This window comes from Mesorhizobium helmanticense (assembly GCF_003034915.1).
GTDB classification, from domain to species: Bacteria; Pseudomonadota; Alphaproteobacteria; order Rhizobiales; family Rhizobiaceae; genus Mesorhizobium; species Mesorhizobium helmanticense.
This window is the reverse complement of record NZ_PZJX01000003.1, coordinates 104,044-115,955: the sequence shown is the minus strand read 5'-3', so window position 1 is coordinate 115,955 and position 11,912 is coordinate 104,044. Positions and strand designations below refer to the sequence as shown.

Annotated in this window: 9 protein-coding genes; 2 read left to right on the top strand and 7 right to left on the bottom strand. The window is 59.6% G+C overall.

Going from position 1 to position 11,912, the window contains the following annotated elements; translation table 11 throughout:
- Window positions 1-25: 25 nt before the first annotated feature.
- The 7 genes from C9427_RS01240 to C9427_RS01210 all read right to left on the bottom strand — a co-directional run bounded on the left by C9427_RS01240 (window position 26) and on the right by C9427_RS01210 (window position 9,392).
- On the bottom strand, window positions 26-298 hold the full coding sequence (locus tag C9427_RS01240) for an HU family DNA-binding protein (protein WP_006201846.1): 273 nt from the start codon (window positions 296-298) through the stop codon (window positions 26-28).
- A 321-nt stretch (window positions 299-619) separates the two neighbouring features.
- Window positions 620-3,031, bottom strand: coding sequence for an endopeptidase La (gene lon / locus C9427_RS01235; RefSeq protein WP_107647413.1), 2,412 nt, complete (start codon window positions 3,029-3,031; stop codon window positions 620-622).
- A 282-nt stretch (window positions 3,032-3,313) separates the two neighbouring features.
- Window positions 3,314-4,588, bottom strand: coding sequence for an ATP-dependent Clp protease ATP-binding subunit ClpX (clpX, locus tag C9427_RS01230; protein WP_006332719.1), 1,275 nt, complete (start codon window positions 4,586-4,588; stop codon window positions 3,314-3,316).
- A gap of 295 nt (window positions 4,589-4,883) precedes the next feature.
- A complete protein-coding gene (gene clpP / locus C9427_RS01225) occupies window positions 4,884-5,513 on the bottom strand; it encodes an ATP-dependent Clp endopeptidase proteolytic subunit ClpP (RefSeq protein ID WP_097575355.1) in 630 nt (209 codons plus the stop codon).
- 200 nt (window positions 5,514-5,713) lie between these two features.
- Entirely contained in the window at window positions 5,714-6,697 is a 984-nt protein-coding gene (locus C9427_RS01220; protein ID WP_245436942.1) for an HlyD family secretion protein, read from the bottom strand.
- A gap of 41 nt (window positions 6,698-6,738) precedes the next feature.
- Window positions 6,739-8,013: a glycosyltransferase family 2 protein gene (locus C9427_RS01215; protein WP_107647411.1), complete on the bottom strand. Its 1,275-nt coding sequence runs from the start codon at window positions 8,011-8,013 to the stop codon at window positions 6,739-6,741.
- Window positions 8,010-9,392, bottom strand: coding sequence for a TackOD1 domain-containing metal-binding protein (locus C9427_RS01210; protein ID WP_146172482.1), 1,383 nt, complete (start codon window positions 9,390-9,392; stop codon window positions 8,010-8,012). Before C9427_RS01210 ends, C9427_RS01215 begins: the two co-directional genes overlap by 4 nt.
- 386 nt (window positions 9,393-9,778) lie before the next feature.
- On the opposite strand from C9427_RS01210, the gene C9427_RS01205 reads away from it, so the two are divergent.
- Window positions 9,779-10,369: a hypothetical protein gene (locus C9427_RS01205; protein WP_107647409.1), complete on the top strand. Its 591-nt coding sequence runs from the start codon at window positions 9,779-9,781 to the stop codon at window positions 10,367-10,369.
- 94 nt (window positions 10,370-10,463) lie between these two features.
- The gene (locus C9427_RS01200; protein WP_107647408.1) at window positions 10,464-11,843 is read left to right on the top strand and encodes a pyridoxal phosphate-dependent decarboxylase family protein; all 1,380 of its coding nucleotides are present in this window, start codon (window positions 10,464-10,466) and stop codon (window positions 11,841-11,843) included.
- Window positions 11,844-11,912 lie beyond the last annotated feature (69 nt).

Genomic DNA, 11,912 nt, shown 5'->3' with positions numbered 1-11,912 from the left:
ATCTCTGAAGAAAGAAAAAGTGGTCTTAATTGACCGCGTCCTTGAGACCCTTGCCGGCCGAAAACTTCGGCACGGTGCGCGCCGGAATCTTCACTTCGGCGCCGGTCTGCGGGTTGCGGCCGGTCGACGCAGCGCGTTTTGACACGGTGAAATTTCCGAAGCCGACAAGCCGGACATCGCCGCCCTTCTTCAGTTCGCCGGTGATCACGGAAAACACCGCATCGACCGCCGACTGCGCGTCACCCTTCGAAATACTCGCGGCATCGGCGACAGCGGACACCAGTTCGTTCTTGTTCATAAAAATTCCCTTCCATGAGAAAACCGGAACCACTCGACTCATCCGGCAGGAAACGGACTTTAGAAAGAAGCGTTCCTGCAACCAAGTCGAAAAGCGTCAAATAAAGCGGAAAAAGCCCGGAAATCCGGGGTTTTTCACATGAAAAAGCCGGGCTCAAGGCCCGGCTCTCTCATTGTGCACTGCAACTTTGGCAAGTGCGATGCAACTTTAGCTTATTCTAATGCATGAACCCCGAAAACCGATTTCGGTTTCGAGGTTCATGCATCCAGACTCAAAGGTGTTAGAGCCTCCTTTGCGCGTCCAATAGGACACGCGGGCGCTCTAATGGGCGAGCGACTTGCTGGCGTCGTCGCCGGCGTCCACTGCGGCCGGCGGATTGACCGGCTCGACCCATTCAATCGGCTCCGGCATGCGCACCAGCGCATGACGCAGCACCTCGCCGACCCGCGAGACCGGAATGATCTCCATTCCGTTCTTCACGTTGTCCGGAATCTCCGCCAGGTCCTTGGCGTTGTCTTCCGGGATCAGCACCTTCTTGATGCCGCCGCGCAAGGCAGCCAGCAGCTTCTCCTTCAGGCCGCCGATCGGCAGTATCCTGCCGCGCAGCGTGATCTCACCGGTCATCGCCACGTCGGCCTTGACCGGAATGCCGGTCAGCACCGAGACGATCGCGGTGGCCATAGCCACGCCCGCCGACGGTCCGTCCTTGGGCGTAGCACCCTCCGGCACGTGGACGTGGATGTCACGCTTATCGAACAGCGGCGGCTCGATGCCGAAATCGATGGCACGGGAGCGGACATAGGAGGCCGCCGCCGAGATCGATTCCTTCATCACGTCGCGCAAATTGCCGGTCACCGTCATGCGGCCCTTGCCGGGCATCATGACGCCTTCGACCGTCAGCAGTTCGCCGCCGACTTCCGTCCAGGCAAGTCCGGTGACGACGCCGACCTGATCGTCGGCCTCGACCTGACCGAAGCGGAAGCGCGGAACACCGAGGTAATCGGCGAGATTGTCCGCCGTGATGTTGATCGTCTTCTTCTTCGTCTTCAGGATCTCGGTCACTGCCTTGCGGCCGAGCTTCATCAGCTCGCGCTCCAGGCTCCGCACACCCGCTTCACGGGTGTAGGTCTGGATGATGCCGCGGATCGCGTCCTCGCCGACGGAAAACTCCTTCGGCTGCAGCGCGTGATCGCGGATCACCTTGGGCATCAAATGGCGCTTGGCGATCTCGATCTTCTCGTCCTCGGTATAGCCGGCGATACGGATGATCTCCATGCGGTCCATCAAGGGCGCAGGGATGTTCAGCGTGTTCGCCGTCGTCACGAACATCACGCTCGACAGGTCGTACTCGACCTCGAGATAATGGTCCATAAACGTCGAGTTCTGCTCGGGATCGAGCACCTCGAGCAAGGCCGACGACGGATCGCCACGGAAATCCTGACCCATCTTGTCGATCTCGTCGAGCAGGAAGAGCGGGTTGGATTTCTTCGCCTTCTTCATCGACTGGATGACCTTGCCGGGCATCGAGCCGATATAGGTGCGCCGGTGACCACGAATCTCGGCCTCGTCGCGCACGCCGCCCAGCGCCATGCGGATGAACTCGCGGCCGGTCGCCTTGGCGATCGACTTGCCGAGCGAGGTCTTGCCGACGCCGGGAGGGCCGACGAGGCACAGGATCGGCCCCTTCAGCTTCTTCTGGCGGCTCTGCACGGCGAGGTATTCGACGATGCGGTCCTTAACCTTGTCGAGGCCGAAATGGTCGGTGTCGAGCACGTTCTGCGCGAAGGCCAGGTCCTGCTTGACCTTGGAGTTCTTGCCCCACGGTATCGACAGGATCCAGTCGAGATAGTTGCGCACGACGGTCGATTCGGCCGACATCGGCGACATCGTCCGCAGCTTCTTCAGTTCGGCTTCCGCCTTTTCGCGAGCCTCCTTGGAGAGCTTGGTCTTCTTGATGCGCGCCTCTATCTCGGCGGCCTCGTCGCGGCCGTCCTCGCCCTCGCCGAGCTCCTTCTGGATCGCCTTCATCTGCTCGTTGAGGTAGTATTCGCGCTGCGTCTTCTCCATCTGGCGCTTGACGCGCGAACGGATGCGCTTCTCCACCTGCAGGACGGAGATCTCGGCTTCCATGAAGCCCATCGCCTTTTCCAGCCGCTCCTTGACCGAGAGCGTGGCCAGCATCTCCTGCTTCTCGGGGATCTTGATGGCGAGATGCGAGGCAACCGTGTCGGCGAGCTTGGAATAGTCGTCGATCTGGCTGGCGGCACCCACCACTTCGGGCGAGATCTTCTTGTTCAGCTTGACATAATTCTCGAAGTCGGTGACGACCGAGCGGGCCAGCGCCTCGACCTCGACCTCTTCCTCCTCCGGCTCGACCAGCGCCGAGGCGCGGGCCTCGTGGAAGTCGGGACGGTCGGTGAAGGAGACGATTTTCGCACGCGAAGCACCTTCGACAAGCACCTTGACGGTGCCGTCCGGCAGCTTCAGCAATTGCAGCACGTTGGCGAGCGTACCGATGTCGAAGATGGCATCGGGCTCGGGATCGTCATCGGCGGCATTCATCTGGGTCGCGAGCAGGATCTGCTTTTCCTGACCCATCACCTCTTCCAGCGCCTTGATCGATTTTTCACGCCCGACGAAGAGCGGAACGATCATGTGCGGGAACACCACGATGTCGCGCAACGGGAGGACTGCGAAGACGCCGTTGCTGGGAGCCTTTGATACTTTGGCCATTGTCCAACCTTTCATGTCGCAGCTGCCATTCGGCCAACCGCGAATCTTATATTAACGACCGAGGATCGTTCCGCCTACCACCGTTTGTGACGGGAGTTTTACAGCACAGAATTCGGCACCACGGCCTTCTCGTGTTAGTTGGATGCACGAGAGCCAAAGATCAAGGGCAAACACTGTCCGTTCATCCACTCCGTCATAAGGCAGCACACAACAAAACGACCGCTACAGCAAAACGGCGCCTCACGGGCGCCGTTTTCAAGAAAATTCCAATGCCGGCTTACGTCAGGCGCTGACGTTGCCCTTCTTTTCCTTCTGCTCGGAATAGATATAGAGCGGCCGGGCGTTGCCGGACACCACCTCCTCCGAAATAACCACTTCCCGCACGCCTTCCAGCGCCGGCAGCTCGAACATGGTGTCGAGCAGGATGGCTTCCATGATCGAACGCAGGCCGCGCGCGCCGGTCTTGCGCTCGATGGCGCGCTTGGCGATCGCCGAGAGCGCATTCTCGTGGAAGGTCAGGTCGACATTCTCCATCTCGAACAGCCGCTGATACTGCTTGACCAAGGCGTTCTTCGGCTCGGTCAGGATCTGGATCAGCGCCGGCTCATCGAGGTCCTCCAGCGTCGCCAGGACCGGCAGACGGCCGACGAATTCTGGGATCAGGCCGAATTTCAGCAGATCCTCAGGCTCAACCAGGCGGAACACATCGCCGGTGCGGCGATCCTCGGGCGAAGCGACGATGGCGCCGAAGCCGATCGAGGTCTTGCGGCCGCGATCCGAGATGATCTTGTCCAGCCCGGCAAAGGCGCCGCCGCAGATGAACAGGATATTGGCGGTGTCGACCTGCAGGAATTCCTGCTGCGGGTGCTTCCTGCCGCCCTGGGGCGGCACGGAAGCGACCGTGCCTTCCATGATCTTCAAGAGCGCCTGCTGCACGCCCTCGCCCGACACGTCGCGGGTGATCGAGGGATTGTCCGACTTGCGCGAGATCTTGTCGATCTCGTCGATGTAGACGATGCCGCGCTGGGCGCGCTCGACATTGTAGTCGGCCGACTGCAAGAGCTTCAGGATGATGTTCTCGACATCCTCGCCGACATAGCCGGCCTCGGTCAGCGTCGTCGCATCGGCCATGGTGAAGGGCACGTCGATGATGCGGGCGAGCGTCTGCGCCAGCAGCGTCTTGCCGCAACCGGTTGGCCCGATCAGCAGGATGTTGGACTTCGCCAGCTCGACGTCGTTGTTCTTGCCGGCGTGCGCCAGGCGCTTGTAGTGGTTGTGGACGGCCACCGACAGCACGCGCTTGGCGTAGGGCTGGCCGATGACGTAGTCGTCGAGGACCTTGAGGATCTCCTGTGGTGTCGGCACGCCCTCGCGCGACTTCACCATCGAGGTCTTGTTCTCCTCGCGGATGATGTCCATGCAGAGCTCGACGCATTCGTCGCAGATGAAGACCGTCGGGCCGGCAATCAGCTTGCGCACTTCGTGCTGGCTTTTGCCGCAAAACGAGCAATAAAGCGTGTTCTTGGAATCACCGCTGTTGTTGCCGACCTTGCTCATTTTCTTGTCCTTTCATGGCCGCCCGCCGATGGTCTGGCTGAAAGGGCGCATATTCAATCTATCGCGGGAATCCGCCGCCGCCAGTGCCCTAGCTCTCACAACGTATTCCGTACGAAACACAAATCAGAAAACGTGGCAATGATTCGCAACAACCCCACCCAAAGCTAAGCCGTCGAAAATCAACATAGCCTTAACGTAGGCAATCCTAGCCGTCGAGGGAACAGCCAATTGTGGCCGAAATGCTGCAAAGCGCGGCAAAAGCGCGTTATGCCGCCATTCACCTGCCACTAAAGGCCTATGCGGCAACGCCTTCGATCGGCTCGCGCGACGAAATAACCTTGTCGATGAGGCCGAAATCCCTGGCTTCGTCGGCGGTCATGAAATGGTCGCGGTCGAGTGTCTTTTCAATCTCTTCGTAGCTTTTGCCGGTGTGCTTGACATAGACCTCGTTGAGACGGCGCTTCAGCTTGATGATGTCCTGGGCGTGGCGCTCGATGTCGGAAGCCTGGCCCTGGAAGCCGCCGGAAGGCTGGTGAACCATGATGCGGGCGTTCGGCGTGGCAAAGCGCATGCCCTTCTCGCCCGCCGTGAGAAGGAGCGAGCCCATCGAGGCTGCCTGGCCGATGCAGAGCGTCGAGACCGCCGGCTTGATGAACTGCATGGTGTCATAGATCGCCATGCCCGAGGTGACGACGCCGCCGGGCGAGTTGATGTAGAGATTGATCTCCTTCTTCGGATTCTCCGCCTCGAGGAACAGCAGCTGCGCGCAAACCAGCGTCGCCATGCCGTCCTCGACCGGGCCGGTGATGAAGATGATGCGTTCCTTGAGGAGCCGCGAGAAAATGTCGTAGGCCCGCTCGCCACGATTGGTCTGTTCGACCACCATCGGAACGAGGTTCATGTAGGTTTCGACGGGGTTCTTCATGGACTATCCCTTATTGAAGGTGGGATTCCGGCGCCGGAGACAAGCAAGTCGGGCAGAATCGGTTCTGGAGCGTTAGGATGTAAATAGGATGCCGGCTCACCCTAGCGCAAGGCCGCCCCTCCTAGCCACCTGGTTAAGTGGAATCAAGGTTGCGGCATGTTGAACCCACGGTTTCGCACGGCGATGGCGATTAAGCGGGGTTATCTGGCCCAGCAGAAGCCAAATGCGCAACCGCTCACGGATATTTTTTGCGAGACCGCGAAGGAATTCGACTCTTCGAGTGCTATACGGACCAGCCTTGACCTGTCGCGGGGCCGGAACATGTTCTGAAACTCGTCCGGCAATGCATCGGCGACGGACAGAATCTTTTCGACTGTTCCTCTTGCACGCTCGGTCCCGTTGCCGACGTCGACCGCCATTCCTTCGCGCAGCGAAAACAGATAGTGGTCCGGGAGATAGGCCAGGACGTAGGACTTGCCGCCGTTGATCTGTAGAAGCTGATCGCCGAAGCGCAGTACCTGGCCAGGGCTTGGCACCTTGGCGCCAACGACTCCCTCCGTGACGGACCGGATGTTTCCGCCGTCATATATGGCCTTTACCTCATCCATAGCCTCGCCCGATCGCGCACGGAATTGTGCAACCAGGGCGAGTTCGGATTTGGTCGCTTCCAGTTGACCCTTCAGGTCAGCCAGATGTTCGGCAGCCTGGAAGCTGCCGCGAACGGCCTCATCCTTCGTCGAAGTCGAGACGATGCCTGCCGTGACGATGGTGTCGATCCTGGCAAGTGTTGTTCTGGTTTCGCGCGCTGTCCGTTCGGCCAGCGGCATCACCGACTGGATCGCTTCATATCGACTCTGGAGTTGGCTCTCCCGAACGGCGAGTTCACCCTCTCGCAACAGCAGTTCGGCGATCTCCTTGACCATGTCGAACGATTCAAGCTCGACGAGCAATGTGCCGGTTTCGACCTTGTCTCCCGCCTTGACAAACACATGCGTTACCTTGGCCGGATAGGCGGCATCGACGGCATACCGGTCCTTCAGGACAATGCCGTCGGCTGACAAGACGACCGCGTCACCAATGAGGTAGTAGACGATCGAAAGGGAAAACAAACCAAGGAGAGCGAGGTACACCATGCGACCCCACCCCCCAAAACTCGCGCGCTGCTGTTTTCCCAGATTGTCCACTCGGACATGTTTTCGAATGTATTTCATCTGAAACTCGTTCGTTACCAGGGTCGCTCTAGGCGAACTTTGATCGGCGTGTAATTGTCGCGATGTGAACCTGAGAACACCCATTCATCGATATAGGCGATCAATCGAACGGGTCTCATCACATAGGTCATGAACAGGGAATAGCCGGGCAGGAACCATATGTTTCGCCAGAACCCCGGCCGCTGCGTGGTCCAACTGGCCAGCGCCAGCACAAACATGTCGAGAACCAGGAGGCCGCACTGCATGCCGATGAGGATCGCGGGAGTGAAGGAACCGTACTGAAGCGCGAGCCAGACCAGATAGAGCGGGAATATCGCGGCTCCAGCGACATTGAAAAGGAGGAAATCCCACTGGTGCAGGGCCTCCGAAAGCCGGAAATCGGCGTCCGAGACACGAAACAGGCGGTAGTGCTTGCGAAAGCGCAGCCAAACGGCATCGCGCTCCCAGCGCAATCGCTGGCGAATATATTGGAATGCGGTTGTCGGGACGTCCGTGTAGCAGATCGCGTCCGGTACATAGGCCACGCGCCAGCCCGCACGCCGCAATCTCAGGGTGACATCCAGATCCTCACCGCCACCTACGTCGAATCCCCCAACCCCCAACAGGGCTTCGCGCCTGAAGGCGCCGAACGCTCCCGAAACACAAACGACCTGATCGAGAGCCCCGGCAATACGCTTTCCGACCGAGATCGACTGCAAATATTCGATCTCTTGAAACTGGGCGACAATACCGGTGTGGCTGTTGCGCGGTGCAATATCGCCGCATGCCGCTCCGACTGCTGGATCCCAAAAGGGCACGAGAAGGTTCTCGATTGCGTACCGATCAAACGAACAGTCGCAATCGACATTGATCAATATATCGCCTTTGGCTTCGCGGCACGCCAGATTGATTCCGCTCGCCTTGCCGCCGCGCAGATCCGTCGAAATGATGCGGGTGGCATAGCCCTTCTTGACCAGAGCTTGCGAAATCCTGGTCATCCGATCGGTCGAACCGTCACTGACGATGACGACTTCGAAGTCATTGAAGGACTGTTCCCGCAGTGAGCGGACACAGGCTTCGATGGACTCAGCCTCATTATGGCCGACCAGAATGATGCTTACATTGGGCCGCAATGGCCGCTCAGGTTCAATCGCACCCGCGGCGTCGCGCGAACGCATGGTCACAGCGGCCGCGACGAACGGAATGATGTAGCGGGGGATCTCAAAGACCAGCGTGTACCAGAAAACCGAGGCCAGGCTCGCTGTCGATTGAGCTAGCAGGAACGCAAATCCGAGTTCGAGATCATTCAACGCGAGGCTTGCCCCGTTTTGGTCGCCACCCGCGGGCGAGGGTCAAGCTTTTCACTCAGCGATGCCTCGCAGATTGAAAGCATTGCCGGCATCTGCTCCGACAATGTTGTGGCGCCCTCCCCCTTCATGATGAAATAGTCGGCGGCGTCGCCCCTGTGCACCGATCCGGTCTCCGCCAGGTAATTGCTCAGGTTTTCGATGAAGAGACGGCGCAGTTTCTCAAAGACCTCTTGGCCCTTTGATTTGATGAGCGAATCTCGTGCTCCGTAACGCAATTCGGTGACCGCCAAAGGCGGGCCCTCCGCTCCGGCCATGCGTGCGCGGTCGAGTTCCTGAACCAGGGACGGCGGTAATCCCGCCAATGACGGTGGCACCTTTTTCTCGGATCCGGTGAGCAATGACAGCGCCTGATCCGTGAGTGCATAGGAAAAAAGGTCTATGCGCCTGACGCTGTCGCCATCGGCTTGGGCGTCACAATCCTGGCAGATGAATCCAACAGCCGGCTCCGATGTGGAATCCTTGCATTTCCTGCAGATTTGCGAATGGCCGGGCTTATCATAGTCTTTTCCATAGTGACGCAATTGCTGGCTGCATTTGGGGCAGACCAAGGCGCTTCCCTGCCGAAACTCGCCTTCCGGACGAAGAGCCGCGCAACGATAATGATGAATAAGCTCGGTTTCGAATATATCGGCTGAACGGCATGAGGGGCATTCCTCGCGAACGGTAAGCCGCCGCGACCCGCAGGCGCCGCACTCATGCACACGGTCAAAGAACGTCTTAGTCAGAAGTCCGCGATGGGAGAGATCTTCGGCAATCGGGATTGTCTTGGCCGCCGACGGAAAGCCGGGGTAGCTTATCGAGGCCGACGTCATCGGGTAGCGCTTGGCTTCGATGTTTTTGCCGGCGACGAAGGCATGCGCAAGAAAGCGCGTTTCGGGCGTATTTGTCGAACGGATATGCGCGGCAAGCTGTTCGCGGCGGCGGCGAAAATCGAGTATACATTTTGCCGTCTCCGCCCACGTCGTTTGTTGCATCAGATCGAAATGCACGTCCGCGAACCGGCCGGCACGGCCGCCCAGATCGATGACAGGTACCATCGCCAGCGGAATGTGGTCACGCAGATTGTCCAGGGGCGAATTGCGCCGCTCATCGGCCAGGAGGACGGCATCGATGTCTCCCACGGGCGAGGAGTCGAACATCGTGCGGTAGATCGCCGAATGCAGAACGATCACGCGTGGGAACCATTCGACGGCAGGTTTCCAGGACAATCCCATTTTGGCCCAGAGCGCCAGGCAAAGATCGGTGAGTTCATGGCTTTCGGTGGAAGCAGCCGGTGCTGGCAGCTGCGCGACCGATTTCGGAACAAATTCTGCGGGCATGTCGGCCTCCATTTGCCCGGCGCTCGCAAAGGAACGCCGCCACAGCTACGACTTGCAGCCTGGGTGGAGAAACCAAGGGCAATGTCAGATTTACTGAAAGGATTGTTGCAAGACGAGATATGCGGAAAACGCGGGAACGTATGCGGCAGCGGATGGCCAGCTACGTCCCCCCACGACGTTCCCGACCAGCGACCAAGTCAATCAACTCGAATAGGTCAAATGTTATTCGTTGATTGTTAGCGGATGCTTAATTGGCAGCAAGAATTTGTGTCTCCGACTCAGGTAGTCGGATTAACGAAGTTTGATAAATCGCCTTTTCGACGACACGGCTTCCCCTACAATTCAACGTTGAACCCGCTTCATGCAGTTCAGACAGGGGGAGTGCCATGACCAGGAAAGCTTCTTCTTTCGCCATTGCCAGCCTCACCATGCTCGGCACGATGTCGCAAACGGTGGCCGGCGGCCGTCCTGTCGAATGCTACGAGCCGGTCAACAGGCCGGCCGTCTACGACACCGTCTATGAAAACGTGCTGGTCAGCCCCGGCGGACAGGTGGTCGACTACGACCCGCCGATTTATGGCACGGTTGCGCGCGTCGAGCAGATCGCACCGCCCCGCGTCACCTATGAGATCGTGCCGGCCATCACCCGCACCGTCTACCACACGGTCAAGGTCGACGATGGCGGCTATGCCTGGGAATGGCGCGTCATCCACGGCCGCAAGGTGCTGTGCAAGGTCTGGCGCAAGGCCCGCTACGCGCGTGTCGCCGAAACAGTCGTCGTTGAACCCGAACGCACCCGGCGGGTTGTCCTCCCGGCCGAATATGAGAGCGTTGCCCGTGAAGTGCTGGTGCGACCGGAGCGGCGGCGCATCACCGAGATCGCGCCGTCATACCAGAGGGTGGCGCGCCGGGTGATGGTGCAGGAAGGCTCGACCAGTTGGCGGCGGGTACATATCCCACGGCATTGCAGGCATTAGAGCGCGCACCGATAGCATCCAACAATGCGGATTGCTGGACTTCGACAGGGAGGATAGCCTGCTTGGCCAGCGGAGCTTCCTTGGGGTTGAAGACATGCGCGAACTGGAAATCTCCAATCAGGATCTGTCGGACCTGGCGGACGACGCGCTCAGTCTCGCCAGAAGCTATTGGACGTCGCTTGAGGATCGTCCGACGTATCCCTCGACCAGCGCCAAACAGACGACGGAGCTGTTCTCACGGCCCTGGCCGGAGGATGGGCGGGGGCGTGATGTCTTCCAGGACTTCAATCTGATCACCGAGCATGTGCGGCCTTCCACCGGGAGATTCTTCGGCTATGTCGTCGGGTCAGGCGAACCGGTGGGGGCGCTGGGCGAGCTGCTCGCCGCGGTGCTCAATCAGAATGTGACGTCGTGGCGGTCCGCTCCGGCGGCGACCTCGATCGAGCGGGCCGTCATCGGATGGCTGGCGCAAGCGGTCGGCTGTGCCAGATTCACCGGCAGCCTGTGCGGCGGCGGCTCGACGGCCAATCTCATGGCGCTGGCGATGGCGCGCGAAGCCAAGCTTCCGGCCAACGAAACGGGTGCACGGCCTGGCGTGATCTACGCCTCGGAACAAGTGCACATGTCCATTCCGAAGGCTGTCGCGCTGCTGGGCATCGGCAGAAAGAACCTTCGCCTGATCCCGGTCGACGAACAGCTCCGGATGCGGACAGATGCGCTCGAGGCCGCCATTGCCGAGGACCGAAAGTCAGGAAATACGCCCATCGCCATCGTGGCCACTGTTGGCGCAGTCGCCACCGGAGCGATCGACCCCCTCATGGACATTGAGGAGATCGCCCGCAGGGAAGCGCTGTGGCTGCATGTCGACGGCGCCTATGGCGGACTGGCGGCCCTGGCGGTGCCGGAAAAATTCCAGGGATTGGCTTTGGCGGACTCGCTGTCGCTCGACGCGCACAAATGGCTGTATCAGCCGCTCGATTGCGGCTGCCTGCTCTATCGCGATCAAAGCATCGCACACGCAGCTTTTTCGCACAGCGGCGACTATGTGAAGATATTCAGCCAGGACCCGGAGGAAGCCTTTGCTTTCTTCGAGGAATCGATCGAACTGTCGCGACGGTTCCGCGCCCTGAAGCTCTGGATGTCGCTGCAATATCACGGACGCCGTGCCTTTCGCGATGCGATCGCGCGCGATCTCCACCACGCGCAGATGCTGGCGGAGATGATTTCGTCACATGCCGAGATGGAACTGCTTGCGCCCGTTCCGCTAAGCGCGGTCTGCTTCCGCCACCGCTCAAAAGACAATCAAGCGATTTTGCGACGCGTGATTGCGCGCGGCCGGGTGTATCTGTCGAATGCAACGATCAACGGCCAGTTCGCGCTGCGGGCGTGTTTCGTCAACCACCGGACGACAACAGACGATGTGCGGGCGATTGTATCCGAAGTCATCGCCGCCGCTGACGAGCTCAATCGCTGACGACAATCACATTCATCAAGTCAATCTTTCCGTGTGCATTTTGGCTGGCTCAATGATGAGGATATTGGC